Below are 19,810 nucleotides of genomic sequence, written 5' to 3' on the forward strand. Positions count from 1 at the left end.
GATGTCGGTCGGGACCGGCAGAATCGTCGGCGTGCTGGTGGCGGTGGTTCGAGACGAGGAGGGCGATGGAGGCCGGCTCGCGCCGCTGCATCCGGATGGGCGTCCCGCCGGCCCTGCCGAACTGGTCCCCGACCTCGGCGTCGCGATGGTGGCCCGGGAGCGGGTCAACCCGCCGCGCTGGGTCTGGGCCTCTACCGCCGCGATCTATCCGGCGCTGCTGCGCCGGGGCGTCCGGGCGGAGCGCTGTCACGACGTCGAGCTGACCGAGGCGCTGCTGCTCGGCCAGGACGGGCGCTGGGGCGAGCCGCGCGGTCTGCCCGCCGCGTTCGCCCGGCTGACCGGTGCGCCGGTGCCGGCCGATCCGCCGCCCCGGGCCGCCGCACCGCCCGGCGACGGCCAGGCCGCGCTCTTCGACGTGGCGCCCGGACCACCACCGGTCGGCCTCGACGCGCTCCTCCGGGTCTTCGCCGACCAGCAGGCCCGGATCGCGGCGACGCCGCATCCCGGGCGGTTCCGGCTGCTGGTCGCGGCCGAGTCGGCGGGTGCGCTGATCGCCGTCGAGATGAGCGCGGCGGGGTTGCCGTGGCGGGCCGACGTGCACGACGCGCTCCTGGTCGACCTGCTCGGCGAGCCGTCGCCGGTGGGCGGGCCGCCACGCCGGCTGGCGGAGCTCTCCGCGCGGATCGCGGCCGCCTTCGGGGTACGCCGACTGCACGCCGAGTCGCCCGCCGAACTGCTCCGGGCCTTCGCCCGGGCCGGCTACGACCTGCCCAGCACCCGGGCCTGGGTGCTGCGCGGGATCGACCATCCGGCGGTTCCGCTGCTGCTCGAATACAAGGAGCTCTACCGGATCTGGACGGCGCACGGCTGGGCCTGGCGGGATGCCTGGGTCCGGGACGGCCGGTTCCGTCCGGAGTACGTGCCGGCCGGAGTGGTTTCCGGGCGGTGGGCGACCCGGGGTGGCGGCGCGTTGCAGATCCCGAAGGTGGTCCGGCGGGCGGTGCTGGCGGATCCGGGCTGGCGGTTCGTGGTCGCCGACGCCGGCCAGTTGGAGCCTCGGGTGCTGGCGGCGGTCTCCGGGGACGCCCGGCTCGCCGCCGCCGGTGGTGCGGGTGACCTCTACACCGCGCTGGCCCGGGAGAGCTTCGGAGGTGACCGGGCCCGGGCCAAGTTGGCCCTGCTCGGCGCGATGTACGGCCAGACCGGTGGCGAGGCGATCCCCGCGCTGGCGGTGCTGCGCCGCAGCTATCCGACGGCCTTCGAGTACGTCGAGGCGGCGGCCCGGACCGGTGAGGGTGGCGGGCTGGTCCGTTCCTGGCTGGGGCGTACCTGTCCACCCGCCTCGGTCTCGGTGCGGGAGTCGGAGGAAGGCGAGGGGCCGGTGGTGGAGTCGGCCGCGATCGACCCGTTCGGGCCGCGGGCCCGGGCCGCCGCGCGGGCTCGGGGCCGGTTCACCCGGAACTTCGTCATCCAGGCGACGGCGGCGGAGTGGGCGCTGACCCTGCTCGCCGGGCTGCGCAACGGGTTGACCGGGCTCGGTGCCGAACCCGGGGCGGGCCGTGCCGAGCTGGTCTTCTTCCAGCACGACGAGGTGCTGGTGCACTGTCCGGCGGAGCAGGCCGACCAGGTGACCGCGCTGGTGCACGAGGCGGCGGCGCAGGCCGGGCGGCTGCTGTTCGGCGAGACCCCGGTGCGGTTCCCGCTGGACGTTTCGGTGGTGGACTGTTATGCAAATGCGGCATAGCTGCGAATTAGTCCGATTAGTGCCGATACCTGGGCGGTGCCCGCTCGTTGGGACCGTTGTGCGCGCGGCGGGGGTCGCGCGACCGGCGGAAGGTGATGGCGCTGAGTCGGATCGCAGGAATGATCATCGCCGCGGGCGGGGGACGCCGGATCGGCGGCCCGGAGGCGTTGCTGCACCAGGGAGAGCGACCCCTGGTGAACCAGGTACTCGACACGATGCGTGCGGCCGGCTGCGGGCCGTTGGTCGTGGTCCTCGGGGCCGCGGCCGAACAGGTGCGCGCCACCGCCGACCTCTCCGGGGCGACCGTGGTGGTGAACCGCTCCTGGGGCACCGGGATCGGCTCGTCGATCCGGCTCGGGCTGGACGCCGTACCGGACCGACGGATCGAGGCGGTGGTGGTGGTCCCGGTGGACATGCCGGGGCTGACCGAGGCGGCGGTACGCCGGGTGGCGGCGCTGCCCTATCCGGAGGCCCTGGTCTGCGCCACCTACGAGGGGTTGCGCGGCTATCCGATGCTCTTCGGCCGCCGGCACTGGCCCGGCATCGCGGCGCTGGCCAACGCCGACGTCGGTGCCCGCCCGTACCTGATGGCCCACAAGGACGAGATCGTCGACATCGCCTGTGACACGGTGGCGGACGGCAGCCGGGCGAACACCCCGGAACTGCTCGCCGCCTGGGGGTTGACCGTCCCGGTCCCGGCCCAGCGGGTCGCCGTCTGAGTTTCGGCGGCCGTCCGGGTGCAGAGCGGCCGGAATCCGCGCGGCCGCCGGGGCGAACGCACCGGCGGCCCGGCACCCTCCCGAGCCAGGTGGACCCGCCCCCGGTCGATCCGCTCAGGCAGCCGTCGCCGGCCACCTCGGGGGCGCTATCGAGGCCGGTGCGCCGCCGCGCCGCGCAGGTAGCCCAGCAGGTCGTCGATCAGTTCCTCGGGGCCGGCGTGGCCCTTGCCGCCGGACTCCAGATGACCCGTGGAGGCGAGGTCGGCCGCCCCGTGCGCGAGGGCCCGCAGCAGCGACGCCAGCCGTACCGGGTCGCCGGGTGGCAACGCGCCGGCCTCCTGGGTACTGGTGACGATCTGGACCAGCAGCGTCTGTGCGTCCCGTGCGGCGCTGTCGAGTTCGTCTGAGTCGATCGACCACTTGCCGAAGGTCAGCTTGAAGCGTGCGGGATGGTCGAGGGCCCAGGCGACGTAGTGGCGCAGGGTCGCCCGCAGGATCGCCTCCGGCGACCGCTCGCGTTCCATCGTCGCGCCGAGGGCCGCGCCCTGCCGGGCGAGTTCCCGGGCGGCGATCGCCGCGAGCAGCCTCTCCTTGCTGGCGAAGTGCTTGTACGGGGCGTTGTGCGACACCCCCGCCAGCCGCCCGACCTCGCGGAGCGTGACGGCTGGCACGCCGCCCTCGTCGAGGAGGCGGGCGGCCACGTCGACCAGCGCGTCACGGGTACCAGGGGGCACCGGACCATGCTATCCGTGGTTGACGTTGTCAACCTGACCGGCTAGGTTGACAACGTCAACCTAGCCGGTCGAGTCGGTCGACCGGCGGCCAGGATGGCCGGTCGCGGTGCGGCCGGCCGACGGGACGGGGGAGTGCGGTGTCGCATCGAGGGAAACGGGCCGTGGTGACCGGGGCGACCGGCGGCATCGGCGAGGCGATAGCCCGCCGGCTGGCGGCGGCGGGCATGACGGTGGTCCTGGTCGGCCGCAGCGACGAGCGCCTCGACCGGGCGCGAGCGCGGATCGCCGCCGCCGTGCCGGACGCCGAGCTGCTGCTCGAACGGGCGGACCTGTCGTTGCTGGCGGAGGTGCGGGAACTCGCGAAGCGCCTCGGCGCCGAACCCCCGCCGGACGTGGTGGTCAGCAACGCCGCCGTGATCACGGACTTCCGGGAGGTCACCTCGGAGGGAATCTCCCGAATCCTGGCCACGAACCACCTCGCGCCGTACCTGCTGCTGCGCTCGCTGGTGCGGCCCATCGGCCGGCGGGCGGCCCGGTTCGTCCTGGTGGGCGGGCATCCCGGCGGGCTCGCCAGGGTGCCGGTCGACCTGGACGACCTGGGGAGCCGGACGGGACGCGGGCTGGGTCCGCTGCCCAGCTTCCGTCCGTTCGTCGCCTACGCACGCACCAAGAACATGAACGCGATGTTCGGGTACGCGCTCGCCCGCAGGCTGGCGGGAACACGGATCACGGTGAACGGCGCGCATCCGGGCGTCGTCACGGACACCGGGCTCGGCAAGGGGGCGCTGCGCGGCACCCTGAGGATCTACAGCCTGCTGTTGCGGTTGAACCCCGCGGCACCCGGGCCGGACGCCGGAGCGGACACGCCGGCCTGGCTGGCGACCACACCGGACGTCGAGGGGATCAGCGGGAGCTTCTTCGTCAAGCGTCAGCGGGTCGGCACCGCACCGCACACCACCGACGCCGCGCGCTGCGACCGACTCTGGGACGAGAGCGCCCGCCTGGTGGGGCTCGGCCCGGCACTCTGAACCAGGCGTCCGAGCGCCCGGCGGAGCCAGACCGGACGCGGGCGGCTCAGACCTCGATGTTGAACCGCCGGAGTACGGAGGGTGCGACCAGGCCGAGCGTGGAGAGGATCGAGATCACGGTGAAGGCACCGCGCAGCACGACCGTCTCCACCTTGCCGCCCACCTTGACGGCGATCTTGTTCGGAATGCCGATCATCATCCACATCCGCCGCTTGATCGGCACCGGCCAGAGGATCGGCACCCCGTTGCTGGTGATGATGTCGCCCATGATGTGCACGAAGCAGCCGACCCCGACCGCCAGCCCCAGCATCGGATAGCCCCGATCGCCGGGCAGATGCAGGAAGGTGAAGTACGCCGCCGCCAGCGACACGATCGTCACGATCACCCAGCCGGCCCGCTTCGCCCACTCGTCGAAGAGCCCACGCAGCGCCAGACCGATCATGAAGAAGAGGATGCCGATCACCGCCCACTTGCCGTACGCGGTGCAGAGCGCGGTGGTGCCCCAGCCGACCAGGAAGGTGAACGGCAGCGTGTGGGTCAACGTGCGGTGGCCGTTGTTCCGGTGCGGATCCTTGCTCAGTTTGGTGGCGTGGTAGACGCCGAGCGAGATCTTCTCCATCACCTCGGCGAAGAAGAGCGACACCACGCCGAACGTACGGGCGACGGTCGCGCCACCCTGGTTGCGGGTGACCTTGCCGGACATGTCGAGGTCGGGGAAGAGCGCCCCGCCGGCGCAGACCGCCGTGCCGACCGCGATCGCCAGCGGCGACTGCTCGTAGCCGGCGAAGTAGTCCAGCCCCCAGGACCCGGCCAACCAGACCGCAGCACCGGACAGCGCATGGGATGGTCCCATCATCGTCGTGCATCCTCCCCCGGGTACATCCCTCACGGCTGGCGACACTGTGCCAAACCGGGGATCGCGAGGCAATCACCGTTTGATCCACAGTGGTGTCGCCGATGTCACGGTCGGATCCACCGCCTCGTTCCGGTTTGCGCGAACGGGTGCCCGGAACGGACCGCCGGGCAGGTCGGCGGGGGTGTGCGCCGGTGCGTGCCGCGGCGCTCGGGGTGGCACGGCGGCACCGGGAAACCGTGTCGGCATGTGGGCTCCGGCGTGTCGCCAGGCCCGGCCACCAACTCCGCTCAGTCGACCGGCCGGAAGCTGGTCTGCACCATCCGCAGGTAGCTCTGGTTCACGCCCCAGTCGAACTCCCGGGTCAGCCAGGAGACGGTGTACGCCCGGCCGGGCGAGGTGTTGATCAGCATCCGGGCGATCTGCACCCGGTCGCCGCGCTTGTTGGTCCACCGGCACTCCCAGATGGCCCCACCGGCCCGGATGTCCAGTGGCCCGATGCCCACCTGCTCGTACCCGGCCAGCAGGCCCGCGCCGGTCAGCCGCCGCTCCTCCGCGAGCCAGTACCGCTCGCCGTCCCGGGTCGGCGGGGTGCTCGGATCGATGCTGAGCATCCGCCCGGTGCCGGCCACCGGCTCCCGGAAGCAGACCACCCGGCCGTCGGTGTAGCGGTGCCAGCCGATCGGCACGGCGATCCGGAACCCGGACGCGTCGGTGTACCAGGTCCAGTTGTCGACGAGTCCGAAGCGTTCCTCCGGCGGGCGCGGCGCGGCGGTCACCGGTACGGTCCGCTCCGGCGGCGGCGCGCACGGGAACGCGCCGACCACCTCGGCCATCGGCCGGCTACCCGGTGTGTCGGGCGGGCTCTCGCCGGCCCGCTTGGCCCGCAGCGTCAACTCGGTGCCGAGCCCGGCCAGCAGGGTCAGGGCCAGTGCGGTGGCCGCGATCCGCCAGACCCGCCCGCCGGGACGCCGCCGGCGCCGGTCCCGGCCCGGCGGTTCCGGCCGGTCGAGGTCCGGCTGCCGCTCCGGGCCGCGCCGCGCACCCGACACCGGGTGCGGCGGACGCGCCCCGGCCCGCCCCGGAACCCCCGCGCCGGCCGGCCTCGACGGGTCACCGGGAGCGGCGAGGTCGGCCGGTCCGGCCGGGGTGGTCGAACGGTCCGGTGCGGCGTACTGGTCCGGCCGGCCCCGGTGGGTCGGTCGGGGCGACTGGTTCCCGGCAGCCCGTTGGTTCGGCTGCGGTCGCTCGTCGGGCTGCGGGCGCTGGTTCGGCGGCCGTCGCCGGCTCGGCTGCGGCCGCTCGACCGGCGGGTCGGCCGGGGCCTCCTCCGGAACCGGCCGGTCGGCGGTCGGCGGGGTCGGTGGCCGCCGGGCGAGGCTGCGGGCCAGGGCGAACGGATGCCGGCCGGACCGGGGCGGCGGATGGGTGATCCGGCGCAGCAGCCGTTCGACCTCGTCGGCGGTCAGCCGCTGGCGGGGGTCGCGGCGGAGCAGCCCGGCCAGCACGGGGCGGAGCGGACCGGCCAGTCGGGTCGGATCCGGCGGCGCCACCGCCAGCGCGGTCAGGGTGGCCATTGTGGTCGGTCGGCGGTACGGCGACCGGCCCTCCACCGCGGCGTACAGGGTGGCGCCCAGGGACCAGAGGTCGGACTCGACGGTGGATGCGCCGTCCGCGGCCCGCTCCGGCGAGACGTACTGAGGTGAGCCGAGCACCACGCCGTCCCGGGTCAGCGCACCGTCCCCGCCGTCCACGGTGGCCAGCCCGAAGTCGGTGAGCACCACCCGGCCGTCGTCGTCGGCGATCAGCACGTTGTGCGGCTTGACGTCCCGGTGCAGTACCCCGGAGGCGTGCGCGGCGCGCAGCGCGGCCAGCACCGCCAGTCCGACCTCGGCGGTACGCACCGGCGACAGCGGCCCGTCCGTCTCCAGTATCTGCTGGACCGAGCGGGACGGGACGTACTCCATCACGATCCACGGGGAGTCGTCGTCGTGCACCACGTCGTAGACCCGGACCACGTTGGGGTGGTTGAGCCGGGCGGCGGTGCGCGCCTCGCGCAGCGTCCGGTAGCGCAACTCGTCGCGTTCGTCCGGGGTCATCCAGCCCGGCGGCACCACCTGCTTGACCGCGACCGGGCGGCGCAGTGTCTCGTCGTGGGCCAGCCAGACCCGCCCCATTCCGCCGGTGCCGATGGTGTGCAGCAGCAGGTAACGATCAGCGATCCGTCCCTGGTGCACCGGCGGTGTCCCTCTCTGCTACCCGCGGTACACGATAGCGAGCCGGCATCGCCTCCCGCATCAAATCCGGCGGCGCAGGCACTGCTCGCAACCTTGATCCGAAAAGAATTCACCGAATCGCCGAACGCCGGACCCGTCCGACGGCGGGCCCGGCGGTGCCGGCGCGGGTCAGCAGGCGGCGCCGTCGAGGGCCAGCAGGTTCCCCTCGGGTACGACGATCCGCCCCGCCCCGCTCCCGGCCCGGGTACGCGGCGCCGGGCCGGCGTTCGCCGCGCTGGCGTACACGGCGGCGGTGCGGGCGGCGATGCTCGTCCAGCCGTACCGTTCGGCGACCATGGTCCGGGCCCGGCGGGCCACCCGGCGGGCGAAGACCTCGTCGCCGAGGAGCGAGTCGACCGCACCGGCCAGCGCCTCCGGGTCGCTGTGCGGGAAGGTCACCCCGGTGACCCCCGGCTCGACGATCTCGGCCAGCCCACCAGTCGCGGCGACCGCCAGCGGCGCCCCGGCGGCGGCCGCCTCCAGGGCAACCATCCCGAACGGCTCGTAGAGGCTCGGCACCACCGTGGCATCGGTGGCGGCCAGCACCGCCGGCAGTTGCCGCTCGGTCATGAAGCCGGCGAACCGTACGCTGCGGTCCAGCCCGAGCCGCTGCGCCTGGTCCTGCAACTCCTGCCGGTACGGCCCGTCCCCGGCGATCACCACCCGCAGTTCCGGGTGCCGCTCCCGCAGCCTCGGCACGGCGTGCACCAGGTGCTGTACGCCCTTCTCGTAGACCAGCCGGCCGGCGAACCCGATCAGCGGCCCGGCTCCGGCGTACCGCTTGCGGGCGGCGGCGACCGCCCGGGGCTGGGCCGACCAGGCCCGGTCGTCGACCCCGTTCGGCACCACCTCGACGTGCCCGGCCGGCAGACCGAACAGGGCGTTCACCTGGTCGCGCATGTAGCCGGAGCAGGTGATCACCCGGTGCGACTCGTGGCTGAGCCAGTGCTCGACCGAGTGGATGGTGCGGTTCATCTCGTCCGGCAGCCAGCCCTGGTGCCGGCCCGCCTCGGTGGCGTGGATCGTGGTGACCAGCGGGATGTCCAGGTGATCGGCGATGTTGATCGCGGTGTGCGCGACCAGCCAGTCGTGGGCGTGGATCACGTCGTAGTCGCCGGTCCGGGCGGCCCGCAGCGCCGTCCGGGTCAGCGTGTGGTTGAACGCCATCGTCCAGGCCAGCAGGCTCGGGGTGGCCAGCGGGAACCCGACCGGGTCCTCGGGGGCGCGCAGCACGTGCACGCGATCGACGTATGCCTCCACCGGTGCACCCTCGCCGTGCCGGGTGACCACCGTGACCTGGTGCCCGGCGGCGGCGAGTGCGGTGGCCAGCGCGTGCACGTGCCGGCCGAGCCCGCCGACCAGCACCGGCGGGTACTCCCAGGAGAGGATGAGCACCTTGAGCGGGCGGGCCGCGGGGAAGTTGATGACCTCGGCGTTCGGTGACATGGCCCAGCCCCCTTTTAGTTGATTTCAACGCAGGCGCGTGGAGACACCTGTTACGGGTGCCTACGCGTCATTGGTTGGTGCCAATACTGCCGGTGGCGGGAAAACCGGCGAAGACGTGGCCGTTGCGGGCATGTAACGCCGCCCGGTCAGTTCCGCCGTACCCGTAGAAGTTCCGCCACCGACCAGGCCTGGAAGGGCGCTCCGGTGGCACCGTGCGGCGCTACCGCGTCGGCGGTCTCGCTCACCGAGCCGAGCCCGTACTCGGGCAGGTGCGCCGCCAGCCCGGCGAACAGCTCGTCGACACCGAGCCCGGCCCGGCGGCAGGCGTCGGCGTACGGGCCGATCAGCCAGGGCCAGACGGTGCCCTGGTGGTAGCCGGAGTCCCGCTCGGCGGGGCCGCCCCGGTGCTGCGGCACGTAGCCGGGGCTCTCCGGGGCCAGACTGCGCGGGCCGAGCGGGGTGAGCAGGGCCGCGCCGATCCGGCGCAGCACCGCCGGATCGGGGTCCAGCGGCGGGTACGGCAGCGACCAGGCGAGGAGCTGGTTCGGCCGGAGCAGGTCGTCGTCGTGCCGGTCGCCCGCGCCGCGCGGATAGGCCGGCGGCGGGGCGTCGACCACGTCGTAGAGCCAGCCGCTCGGGGCCGGGAAGCGGCGCCGGAACGCCGCCCGGGCCCTCTGGTGCGCGGCCGGGGCGGCACCCGGGTCCTGGCCGAGCCGCCCGGCCAACTCGGCGAGCGCCGCCAGCCCGTTGACCCAGAGCGCGTTCACCTCGACCGGCTTGCCCGCCCGCTGGGTCACCGGTTCGCCGTCCACCCGGGCGTCCATCCAGGTCAGCGCCGCCCCGGGGCGGCCCTGGGTGAGCAGCCCGTCGGCCGGGTCGGCCACGATGCCGTACCGGGTGCCCCGCAGGTGGTCGTCGACCACCGCGCGCAGCGCCGGCAGCAGCTCGGCGGCGAGGTCGGTGTCCTCGGCGACCGCCACGTGCCGGGCCACCGCGTGCAGGAACCACAGCGTCCCGTCCACGGTGTTGTACTCCACCCGCCCGGTGTCGGCGGTGTTCGCCAGCATCCCCTCGGAGAGCGTCCCCGCGTACGCCCGGAGCAGCTCTCGGCCCTCGTCCGCGCGGCCGGTGCCGAGGAACAGCCCCTCGTACCCGATCATCGTGTCCCGGGACCAGGCGCCGAACCACGGATATCCGGCCACCACGTCCGGCCCCGAGCCGGTACCGACCACGAACGCGTCGGCCGCCAGGGTCAGCGTCGCCGCCACCGCGTCCGCCGGTCTACCGGCCGCCACCACCCGGCGGTTGCGCCGCCGGGCCGCCTCGATCAGCTCGTCGGCCGGCGGCGGCTGTTCGGCCAGGTCGCCGGCCCAGGCGAGCACCGAGACGCTGTCTCCGGGGCGGTCGAGCGTGCCGGTGAACCGGCCCGCGTACCAGAGGTCCTCGTCCGGGGCGAGCCCCCGGGCCGCCTCCTCCCGGTGATGCACGCCGTGCCACCACTGCCCCTCGGCCACCCACTCCGGCCCGACCAGCCGGAACGCGTCCTCGACCACCGCTCCGCCGGCCGCCGGCTCCACCGTCGGTGCCGGGCCGTCCGCCCGCCGCTCGCCGTGGCCGTCCCGCCAGGTCACCGCCGCGGCCAGGCCGAGCCGGGCCGGGCCACCGGCGACCAGCCGGTGCCGGACCGCCAGGCAGGACCGGCCGTGCGCCATCGCCAGCTCGCGCTCCAGCACCAGGTCGCCGATCCGCCACCGCCACCGCGGCAGCCCGTCGACCAGGTCGAAGCGTTCCAGCAGCTCGAAGCCGCGCGGGTCGACGTCGCCGGAGCGCCACTCGTGCGCGCCGAGCCGGACCACCGCGCCCGACGGCAGGATCAGCTCCGGATCCAGGCTGACCAGCCCGAGCCGGCGGTCCGCCGGGGTCTGTCCGGCCACCATCAGCAGCCCGTGGTAGCGCCGGGTACGCAGCCCGCTCACCGTGCCCATCGCGTATCCACCGAGGCCGTCCGGGACCAACCACTCCCGGTCGACGCCGGCCTCCAGGTGACCGCAGACCCGCGGCCCGAACTCGATCGGCAGCATGGCGCTCATGATGCCCGCTCTGGTGACCCGCCGCACACGGGCGGTGGTGACGGTCACCGCGATCGTTGGCCGGGTGAGCCGGGACCGATCACAATGATCGGAAGGATGACCGTAACGGATCGGTCGGATGACGGGCGGGAGTCGAATGGTTGACGGGCGGGATGCGGAGCGTGCCGGACTGGACCCGGAGCGTGCTCGACTGGCCGAGGCCGATGCCGGCGAGGAGCCGTGGCGGGCCTGGGGGCCATACCTGGCCGAGCGGGCCTGGGGCACGGTCCGGGAGGACTACAGCGAGCACGGCACCGCCTGGGACTACTTCCCGCACGACCACGCCCGGTCCCGGACCTACCGCTGGAACGAGGACGGGATGGCCGGGATCTGCGACGAGTGGCAGACCTTCTGCTTCGGCCTGGCGTTGTGGAACGGCGCGGACCCGATCCTCAAGGAGCGGATGTTCGGGCTCGGCGGCGACGGCGGCAACCACGGCGAGGACGTCAAGGACTACTGGTGGTACCTGGACTCCACGCCCACGCACTCCTTCATGCGCTGGCGCTACCACTATCCGCAGGCCGCCTTCCCCTACGACGAACTGGTCGCGGTCAACGCCGCCCGCGGCCGGGACGAGTCGGAGTACGAGCTGGTCGACACCGGCATCTTCGACGACGACCGGTACTGGGCGGTGACCGTCGACTACGCCAAGGCGTCCCCGACCGACATGTGCGTCTCGATCACCGTGGCGAACCGGGGAGACGAGCCGGCCACCCTGCACGTGCTGCCCACCCTCTGGTTCCGGAACACCTGGTCCTGGGGGCTGCCGGGCCGCGACCAGGTGCCGAAGCTGCACGGCACCCCGGGCCGGCTGGTCGGCGAGCACTGGGTGCTCGGCCAGCTCGTGCTGGAAGGCGACGGCGAGCCGGCCGCGCTGCTCTGCGACAACGAGACCAACACCGAGCGGCTGTGGGGGCTGCCCGGACGCAGCGCGTACCCGAAGGACGGCATCAACGACCACGTGGTGAACGGCGTCGACACGGTCAACCCGGCCGGTGAGGGCACCAAGGGGGCGCTGCACTACGTGCTGGACGTACCGGCCCGGGCGGAGGCGACGATCAGGCTGCGGCTCACCCGGACCGCCCCGCCGCCGGCCAGCGAACCTGCGCCCCCGCTCGACCTCGGGGCGGAGCACGACGCGGTCATGGCGGCCCGGCGCACCGAGGCGGACGAGTTCTTCGCCCGGCTGATCCCGGGCGGCGCCTCCCCGCAGGAGGCGCTGGTGGCCCGGCAGGCGATCGCCGGACTGATGTGGGGCAAGCAGTTCTACCACTTCGACGTGCAGCAGTGGCTGACCGGCGACCCGGCCGCCGCGCCGCCGCCGGACGGGCACCGGTACGGCCGGAACAGCTCCTGGCGGCACATGAACAGCTTCGACGTCATCTCGATGCCGGATCCCTGGGAGTATCCCTGGTACGCCGCCTGGGACCTGGCGTTCCACTGCGTCACCATCGCCCGGGTCGATCCCGGGTTCGCCAAGGCGCAACTGCTGTTGCTGCTCCGCGAGTGGTATCTGCACCCGAACGGGCAGATCCCGGCGTACGAGTGGGCGTTCGGTGACGTGAACCCGCCGGTGCACGCCTGGGCGGCGCTGAAGGTCTTCGAGATCGACGGTGGCCGGGACTTCGACTTCCTGGCCCGGATGATGCACAAGCTGCTGCTGAACTTCACCTGGTGGGTCAACCGCAAGGACATCGGCGGCAACAACGTCTTCGAGGGCGGCTTCCTCGGGCTGGACAACGTCGGCCCGTTCGACCGGTCGGCCGCGCTGCCGGTGGCCGGGGTGCTGGAGCAGTCCGACGGCACCGGCTGGATGGCCATGTACGCGCTCAACCTGCTCGACATGGCGCTGATCCTGGCGGTGCACGACCCGACGTACTCGGACATCGCGACGAAGTTCTTCGAGCACTTCGCGTACATCGCGGCGGCCGCCTACGACCAGGGACTCTGGGACGAGGAGGACTGCTTCTTCTACGACGTGCTGCGGCTGCCGGACGGGACCAGCACCCCGCTCAAGGTGCGTTCGGTGGTCGGCCTGCTGCCGCTGGCCGCGATCACCCGGCTGACCACCGTCACGCTGAACCGGCTGCCCGAGTTGACGGCCCGGCTCCGCTGGTTCCTGGCCAACAAGCCGGAGTACGCCCGGGTGATCGGCGGTCGCCGGCTCGGTGGTGACGGGCGGCAGCAGCGGCTGCTCTCCATGGTCGGCCCGGACCAGGTGGTCCGGCTGCTCGCCCGAATGCTGGACGAGGAGGAGTTCCTCTCCCCGTACGGGCTGCGTACGCTCTCCCGCCGGCATCTGGAGCAGCCGTTCGCGGTGGAGTTGGGCGGGCAGGAGTTCACCGTCGGCTACGAGCCGGCCGAGTCGACTTCCGGGCTCTTCGGCGGCAACTCCAACTGGCGTGGCCCGATCTGGATGCCGACCAACTTCATGCTGATCTCCGCACTCCGGGACCACGCGGCGTTCTTCGGCGACGATCTGCTGGTCGAGTACCCGACCCGGTCCGGGAACAAGCACACGCTGACGGAGATCGCCGACGATCTCTCCGCCCGGCTGATCGCGCTCTTCGTGCCGGACGCCTGGGGGCGCCGCCCGATCTACGGCGTCGCCGAACTCTTCCAGACCCATCCGGACTGGAAGGACCTGATCGCCTTTCCCGAGTATTTCCACGGCGACAACGGGGCCGGGCTGGGTGCCTGGCACCAGACCGGCTGGACGGCGCTGGTCGCCGACCTGATCCTGACCCTCCGCCGATAGTCCCGGCCGCCCGAAGGTAACGGCCGGGCCCGGTCCAGATACCGACTGACCTGCTGTCGGTTACTGTCCGCCAGTATTCAAATACCCCTCGTAGTGTCCCGTTAGCCGTTTTCCGGGACGGCGTCGCGGCACCGTCGCGCGAGCCCCGGCCATCGGCAGGAGGGGAGAAGAATGGCGATGAGAATTGCCAGCACATCAGGTCACCGGCGGACGAGAAGACTCGCCGCCGGACTGGCCGTCGCGGTGACCGCCGGGCTGTTCGGCACGGCGATGGTGGCACCTGCGGCCGCGGCACCGGCCGGCGGCACGATCCGGCACTCCGGTGGCGCCACCGCGGTCACCGGAAGCTATCTGGTGGTCCTCGAGGAGGCGTCCGTCGGCGCAGACTCGGTGACCGACCGGGCGGGCGTACTCGCCGCGCGGGCCGGCGGCAAGGTGGCCCGCACCTACCGGCATGCGCTGCGCGGGTTCGAGTTCACCGGCTCCGCCGAGGCTGCCCGCCGGCTCGCCACCGACCCGTCGGTGGCGTACGTCGAACAGAACCACCGGGTCCGGCTCACCGGTACGCAGACCCCGACGCCCTCCTGGGGTCTCGACCGGATCGACCGGCGCCCACTGGCGCTGGACAACAGCTACACCTACCCGACCACCGGCAGCGGGATCCGGGCCTACGTCATCGACACCGGGATCCGGCTCACCCACCAGACCTTCGGCGGCCGGGCGGTCTCCGGCTTCGACGCGATCGACGGCGGACCAGCCAGCGACTGCCAGGGGCACGGCACCCACGTCGCCGGCACCGTCGGCGGCGCCGAGTACGGGGTCGCCAAGGGCGTGACCCTGGTCGCGGTACGGGTGCTGGACTGCACCGGCAGCGGCACCTACGCCCAGGTGATCGCCGGCGTCGACTGGGTCACCGGCGACCACGACCCCGGCGAGCGCGCGGTGGCGAACATGAGCCTCGGCGGGCCGGCGAACAGCGCCGCCAACACGGCGGTGGCGAACTCGATCGCCGACGGCGTCAGTTACGCCGTGGCGGCCGGCAACGAGAACGTGGACGCCTGCGGCGGCTCACCGGCGAGCGTCCCCGCCGCGATCACCGTGGCGGCCACCGGCGGCCTCCAGGGCGGCCCGGGCCGTACCGACGCCCGGGCCAGCTTCTCCAACTACGGCCCCTGCGTCGACATCTTCGCCCCCGGAGTGGCGATCGTCTCGTCCACCATCGCCACCGACACCTCCAGCGGGCCGGCGGACGGCACCTCGATGGCCTCACCACACGTGGCCGGCGCCGCCGCGCTCGTGCTGGCGCAGAACCCGTCGTACACCCCGCAACAGGTGCGTGACCTGCTGGTCGGCGGCGGCACCCCCGGGCTGGTCACCAATCCCGGCCCCGGCTCGCCGAACGTCCTGCTCTACGTCGCCGACGTGCCGGCGCCCACCCACGACTTCGCCCTCACGGTCACCCCGGGCAGCGGCTCGGCCGGCCCGGGCGGCGCGGTCACCGCGACGGTGCGCACCCGGGTCACGGCCGGTTCGGCGCAGACGGTCGCGCTGACCGCCGCCGGACTGCCCAGGGGTGCCACCGCCACGTTCAGCCCGGCCTCCGTCGTCGCCGGTCGGTCGTCGGTGCTGACGATCCGGGTCGGTCCGGCGGTACTGCCCGGAAGCTACCCGGTGACGGTCACCGGCACCGGACCGTACGCGACCCGGACCGCCCGGTACACGCTGACCGTCACGAACCCCGGCGGCTGCACCGGCACCAACAACACCGACGTCGGGATCCCGGACCTGTCGACGGTGGAGAGCGCGGTGACCATCTCCGGTTGCCCCGGCCGGGCGTCGGCGTCGAGCACCCTGCGGGTGCGGATCCTGCACACGTTCCGCGCCGACCTGGTGGTCAGCCTGGTGGCGCCGGACGGCAGCGCGTACGTCCTGCACAACCGGACGGGCGGTGGCGAGGACAACATCGACCAGACCTTCCGGGTCAACCTGTCCAGCGAGACGGCGAACGGCCGGTGGCGGCTGCGGGTGCAGGACGCGGCACCGCTGGACGTCGGCCAGCTCGACATCTGGACGCTGAACCTGACCGCCGGCACGCCGACGGCCTGTGCCGGCAGCAACGCCACCGGGGTGGCCATTCCGGACCTCGGCACGGTGCAGAGCCCCATCATCCTCGCCGGCTGCTCGGGCAATGCCTCGACGACCAGCGTGATCGCCGTGCGGATCTCGCACGGCCGGGTCGCCGACCTCGTGCTGCGGCTGGTCGCCCCGGACGGTAGCTCCTACCTGCTGCGCAACCGGGTCATCGGTGGGTCGCCGCTGAACGCGGTCTACCTGGTGAACCTCTCGTCGGAGGCCCGCAACGGCAACTGGCGCCTGCGGGTGCAGGACGCCGCGGCCCCGTACGGCGGTCGCCTGGACGGTTGGTCACTGACGATCTGACCGGACGAAGCTGCCCCGGCGTGCCGGGCACGCCGGGGCAGGGTCCGGCCTCAAGATCGCGCTACTTCAGCGAACCGGAATCCACGGCTGTCCGACAGCGCTACTTCCGGGACACAGCGCGATCCACGCCTCGGTCAGGCGGCGGTGGACCAGATGGCGGTGAAGGCGGCCGCCTCGCCGGCAAGCCAGCGTTCGACCTGGTCGGAGCGGACGGCGGCGTCCCAGTGGTGTGCGACGCCCCGGCGTACGTCGACCAACACCGGCTCGGCACCGGGCAGCACCTGGTCCATCTGCCGACCCATCAGGTGCAGGGTGGCCAGCAGTGCCTCCTGGCTCGGCGGCTGCTCGTCGAAGTGCAGCCGGACGGCCTCCCGCCGGCCGTCGTCGTAGCGCAGGCCGAGGTGCGGGTTGACCTTCACCGGCAGGTCGCCGACCATCCCGAGCGCGTCGTGCGTCTGTGCGAGCTCGACCGTCGACAGGTCGCCGAGCGAGTGCAGGTAGCTCACCGCGCCCGGGACCAGCGCCTCGTAGAGCGGGCGCCAGCGCGGCTTGACCACCCCGGCGATCTCGGCCAGGTGACGGCCGCCGGTCCGGAACGCGATGTCGGTCTTGAGCGCCTTGACGAGCTGCCCGTGCGGGTTGAAGCCGGAGCGGCTCGCGCGCTGCTTGCGCAGGCCGCCGACGAACGTCGCCTTGGCCGGGCCGGTGCGGTCGACGTAGCGGGTGAAGGCGAGCAGGGTGGCGTAGGGGAGGGGGGCGGCAGTAGGCGCGGTGGCGACAGACTCTGGCACGGCTGTCCTCCCAGTTCAGAAGCCGTTTTAGTACACACATTCTAATTGATTGCTGCCGCTCCGCCCAGCCCAAAAGGGTCGTATCGGTTGTCGCGTTCGCGCGAACTTCGCGAGTCAGGACCTACCTTGCGGATGATCTTGCGGAGTCCGGATTCAGGCTGCGGGTTCACCGGTACGTGCCGAGTTGGTAACGCAAGGCGGGCATCGACGGAGTGAAAGATCCCGCGGCATGACCGTCGACTCCTCGATGGATGTAGGGGTGGTACGGCCGGTTGCTCGGAACCGGGAACGGACCTCCGGTCGGCCGTACCGTGTGCATGTTCGGCTGACGAGCGAGGAGTGGCGCGACATCGCGGCGGCCGCCGCCCGTTCCGCGCTGAGACCGCCCGGGTACGCCGGGGAGGCGGCGGTCGCTGCTGCTCCGGCTCATGTGTCCGGCGACGCCCGGCCGATCTGTTCGGCACCGGGCGCCGCAAGGCGCTGTCAGAGCCGCCTATGCCGCCGAGGTGGCCCGCCGATCATGACGCCGCCGCTGCCGAACCTCGATTCTTCGCTTGGTTGAGCGGTGAACGATGAGGTCAAAGCCGCGCCCCGGACCGCCTTGGCTCAGCCCAGCGCGTCCATCAGGGCGGTGACATAGGCATCCAGCCGCTCCTCCACGGCTCGCGTCGTCAGCTCTGTCCTGCCTGCCTTCCGCCATGGCTGCGCCACCAACTGCACTTCTTCTGAGCACGCCAGCGCGTCCCGCACCTGCCAGTACAGCCGCTCGCTCGCGGCCGCGGCCAGCCCTCCGCCGGCCTCCTCATACGCCTGAGCGAACCGCGGGCCCCACGCCGGGCCGTGCAGCAGCGCGAGATTGGTGGAGCAGTGCGCCACATCGAGATCCGCTGGGCCCCAGCAGGTCGCTGCCCAGTCAACGACGCCGGTGATCCGGGCACCCGCCGGCACCGGGGGCGGCACGTCGAACAGCACGTTGCCGGGTTGGAAGTCCCGGTGCAGGAATCGCCCTTCATAGGGCGGCGCGGACCTGCGGATCACGCCGATCGCCGTGGCCCATGCCGCCTCGTCGGCGCCCTTCGGAGTCACGACGGTGTCGGCGGTCGTCAACCCCACATACTCCCGGGGCCGCTCGGCGGGTCGCAACGCGTGGATCGCCACGAGTTGACGGGCCAGCAGAGGAACGCGCGTCTCCACTCCCGCATCGTCGAGGACCGTCCGGCCGGCCAGATGTGTCATCAGCAGCGATGGATACTCGCAATGCCCAGCGGTCGGATCAACCGCGACCAGTCCAGGAGCCGGCACGCCGGTCCCCGTGAGCAGGGACAGGGCGTCGGCCTCCCTGTTCAGCCAGTCCTCGGCGTGTCCCAAATAGAACGGGTCGACGAAGCTCCGCAGCACCAGGTCACGGGTGGTGCCATCCTGCGTGCCGATGGTCAGCCTACGCATTTCGGCAGTAACACCACCGTGCAGCACCTCGATCCTGACGATCCGTTCGCCGACCTCCAGATGCCGGCTCACCCAAGCCAATGTCAACGGTCGGACATCCGCCGCCTCATCGTGGTTGGTCACCGTGCCACCTCATCATCCGGAGGGCGGCGCGCGCGACGCCCGTCAAGCCACGCCACTACATCTTCGCCAGCAGGACGTTCGACGCGGAGGGAAACCCACAGACACCGCCGAGCCCGGAAACCTCAAGGTAAATCCGGACACTCTCACCCGGCGCCGTCCGGACCTACCCTACGAGTCGCTGGCCGGTGCCGTGATCATCCGCAACCTTGAACCGGACGCGACATATCGGTTGTCCGGCCCACGGCCAGTTGGCCAAGTCCACGGGAGTTGGCCAATGTGTGGCCAGCGTCCGGACGTAGTGCCGTGACCGCATAGGTTCGCCGGGTTGCCGGTTGGGACGGGTGGCCCGGTGCGCTCTCGCCGCGGTAGGGGCACGATCATCGGCCTCGCCGCGGCTGAAGCCGATCTCCTCCTATGACCGCGGTGTGCTGTCCGAGCGCCACGTGGTGAGACGAGGGTGCCCCGGCAGTTCGGCGCGGCCGGTGGCCCACAACAGGGTGAGCCAGGGATCCGCGCCGCCCGGAGCCTCGGGAAACAGGCGGGCGAGCACCCGCGAGCAGAGAGCGGAGGGCGGGGTCCAGGCAAGCCCGAAGCCTTCCGCCAGATCGTGCATGTGTACCAGCGTCTCTTGCATCCCCAGCGCCGCGAAGCCTTCGGGGTCCGACACCCCGGCGGCGTGGTGGGCGCGGACCCGGGGCGGCGTGGTACGCACCATGGCGACCAGCAGCGCGCCGCACGCCTCCAGCACCTGCACCAGGCCGGCCGGACCCGCATCACGGTCCGCGAAGAGGAATTTCGCGGGTCCGGCCGGCCTCTTCCGGCTCAACGCGAAAGGCACATGGGTGTCCAGCGGCGGGCTCTGCGGCCCCAGCTGCACCGCGTAGTAGAACAGGTCGTTGGCGAGGTGCTCGGCGGTCTCCCAGCAGTCCCACTCCAGCGAACCGGCCTTACCGCCCCACCCCTCCGGGGGTGCGTCCCGAAGGATGCCCACGGCGAGCCGCACGGCAAGTGCGACGTCGTCCGCGGTGACGGGAGACAAGACTGATCCGGTTTCGACTGATCGAGACATGGCAGCACCGTATCGCGAGGGAGGAGGGCAACCTGATTTTGTCCGCGAGCACCGGAGCCAGATGTTCGCCACTTCGGCGCCACCTCGCGCTCCCGGTCCCCGCGGATGTTCGTCAGAACGAGCGCCACTTGTTGACCATCGGGAGTCGGCGGCCAGATTGACACAGTCGGCCGCTACGTCACCCTGCGTAGACGCCGATCGTGATGCTGGACCAAACGTCGAGGCGCGCCTCTAGCCGATGAGAAAGCATCGCCT

General features: G+C 72.6%; 13 protein-coding genes. 5 read left to right on the forward strand and 8 right to left on the reverse strand.

Going from position 1 to position 19,810, the window contains the following annotated elements; genetic code table 11:
* The first annotated feature begins 1 nt into the window (after position 1).
* Together R6Y94_RS30965 and R6Y94_RS30970 are read left to right on the forward strand one after the other, a co-directional pair.
* Positions 2-1,744, forward strand: a complete 1,743-nt coding sequence (locus R6Y94_RS30965; protein ID WP_318399388.1) for a bifunctional 3'-5' exonuclease/DNA polymerase — start codon at positions 2-4, stop codon at positions 1,742-1,744.
* A 119-nt stretch (positions 1,745-1,863) separates the two neighbouring features.
* Positions 1,864-2,463, forward strand: coding sequence for an NTP transferase domain-containing protein (locus tag R6Y94_RS30970; protein WP_318399389.1), 600 nt, complete (start codon positions 1,864-1,866; stop codon positions 2,461-2,463).
* Between the two features lie 146 nt (positions 2,464-2,609).
* Here R6Y94_RS30970 and R6Y94_RS30975 read toward each other — a convergent pair whose 3' ends face one another.
* On the reverse strand, positions 2,610-3,197 hold the full coding sequence (locus tag R6Y94_RS30975; protein ID WP_318399390.1) for a TetR/AcrR family transcriptional regulator: 588 nt from the start codon (positions 3,195-3,197) through the stop codon (positions 2,610-2,612).
* Positions 3,198-3,361: 164 nt separating this feature from the next.
* On the opposite strand from R6Y94_RS30975, the gene R6Y94_RS30980 reads away from it, so the two are divergent.
* The gene (locus tag R6Y94_RS30980) at positions 3,362-4,225 is read left to right on the forward strand and encodes an SDR family NAD(P)-dependent oxidoreductase (RefSeq protein ID WP_318399391.1); all 864 of its coding nucleotides are present in this window, start codon (positions 3,362-3,364) and stop codon (positions 4,223-4,225) included.
* Between the two features lie 46 nt (positions 4,226-4,271).
* On the opposite strand, the gene R6Y94_RS30985 is transcribed toward R6Y94_RS30980, so the two are convergent.
* The 4 genes from R6Y94_RS30985 to R6Y94_RS31000 form a co-directional block, all read right to left on the reverse strand.
* Positions 4,272-5,081: a metal-dependent hydrolase gene (locus tag R6Y94_RS30985; protein ID WP_318399392.1), complete on the reverse strand. Its 810-nt coding sequence runs from the start codon at positions 5,079-5,081 to the stop codon at positions 4,272-4,274.
* 287 nt (positions 5,082-5,368) lie between these two features.
* Positions 5,369-7,315 (reverse strand): serine/threonine-protein kinase, encoded by a 1,947-nt coding sequence (locus R6Y94_RS30990; protein ID WP_318399393.1) that lies wholly within the window; start codon positions 7,313-7,315, stop codon positions 5,369-5,371.
* A 168-nt stretch (positions 7,316-7,483) separates the two neighbouring features.
* Entirely contained in the window at positions 7,484-8,800 is a 1,317-nt protein-coding gene (locus R6Y94_RS30995; protein WP_318399394.1) for a glycosyltransferase family 4 protein, read from the reverse strand.
* Positions 8,801-8,946: 146 nt separating this feature from the next.
* Complete coding sequence (locus R6Y94_RS31000; RefSeq protein WP_318399395.1) at positions 8,947-10,881, reverse strand: amylo-alpha-1,6-glucosidase; 1,935 nt, start codon at positions 10,879-10,881, stop codon at positions 8,947-8,949.
* Between the two features lie 145 nt (positions 10,882-11,026).
* Between R6Y94_RS31000 and R6Y94_RS31005 the strand changes: the two genes are divergently transcribed.
* Together R6Y94_RS31005 and R6Y94_RS31010 are read left to right on the forward strand one after the other, a co-directional pair.
* Positions 11,027-13,687, forward strand: a complete 2,661-nt coding sequence (locus R6Y94_RS31005) for an MGH1-like glycoside hydrolase domain-containing protein (RefSeq protein ID WP_318399396.1) — start codon at positions 11,027-11,029, stop codon at positions 13,685-13,687.
* Between the two features lie 171 nt (positions 13,688-13,858).
* Positions 13,859-16,126: a S8 family serine peptidase gene (locus R6Y94_RS31010; protein ID WP_318399397.1), complete on the forward strand. Its 2,268-nt coding sequence runs from the start codon at positions 13,859-13,861 to the stop codon at positions 16,124-16,126.
* A 134-nt stretch (positions 16,127-16,260) separates the two neighbouring features.
* Here R6Y94_RS31010 and R6Y94_RS31015 read toward each other — a convergent pair whose 3' ends face one another.
* The 3 genes from R6Y94_RS31015 to R6Y94_RS31025 all read right to left on the reverse strand — a co-directional run bounded on the left by R6Y94_RS31015 (position 16,261) and on the right by R6Y94_RS31025 (position 19,555).
* Entirely contained in the window at positions 16,261-16,917 is a 657-nt protein-coding gene (locus R6Y94_RS31015; RefSeq protein ID WP_318399398.1) for a hypothetical protein, read from the reverse strand.
* 606 nt (positions 16,918-17,523) lie between these two features.
* Entirely contained in the window at positions 17,524-18,486 is a 963-nt protein-coding gene (locus tag R6Y94_RS31020) for an aminoglycoside phosphotransferase family protein (RefSeq protein ID WP_318399399.1), read from the reverse strand.
* Between the two features lie 412 nt (positions 18,487-18,898).
* On the reverse strand, positions 18,899-19,555 hold the full coding sequence (locus R6Y94_RS31025) for a hypothetical protein (RefSeq protein ID WP_318399400.1): 657 nt from the start codon (positions 19,553-19,555) through the stop codon (positions 18,899-18,901).
* Positions 19,556-19,810 lie beyond the last annotated feature (255 nt).

This window comes from Plantactinospora sp. KLBMP9567, from assembly GCF_033446045.1.
In the GTDB taxonomy this organism is placed as follows: domain Bacteria; phylum Actinomycetota; class Actinomycetes; order Mycobacteriales; family Micromonosporaceae; genus Plantactinospora.

What these genes read in the sequence shown, in the direction of transcription:
- R6Y94_RS30965 (WP_318399388.1), top strand. Translation starts at nt 2, where the DNA reads ATGTCGGTCGGGACCGGCAGAATCGTCGGCGTGCTGGTGGCGGTGGTT.
- R6Y94_RS30970 (WP_318399389.1), top strand. Translation starts at nt 1,864, where the DNA reads ATGATCATCGCCGCGGGCGGGGGACGCCGGATCGGCGGCCCGGAGGCG.
- R6Y94_RS30985 (WP_318399392.1), bottom strand. Translation starts at nt 5,081, where the DNA reads ATGATGGGACCATCCCATGCGCTGTCCGGTGCTGCGGTCTGGTTGGCC.
- R6Y94_RS30995 (WP_318399394.1), bottom strand. Translation starts at nt 8,800, where the DNA reads ATGTCACCGAACGCCGAGGTCATCAACTTCCCCGCGGCCCGCCCGCTC.
- R6Y94_RS31000 (WP_318399395.1), bottom strand. Translation starts at nt 10,881, where the DNA reads ATGCTGCCGATCGAGTTCGGGCCGCGGGTCTGCGGTCACCTGGAGGCC.
- R6Y94_RS31005 (WP_318399396.1), top strand. Translation starts at nt 11,027, where the DNA reads ATGGTTGACGGGCGGGATGCGGAGCGTGCCGGACTGGACCCGGAGCGT.
- R6Y94_RS31010 (WP_318399397.1), top strand. Translation starts at nt 13,859, where the DNA reads ATGGCGATGAGAATTGCCAGCACATCAGGTCACCGGCGGACGAGAAGA.
- R6Y94_RS31025 (WP_318399400.1), bottom strand. Translation starts at nt 19,555, where the DNA reads ATGTCTCGATCAGTCGAAACCGGATCAGTCTTGTCTCCCGTCACCGCG.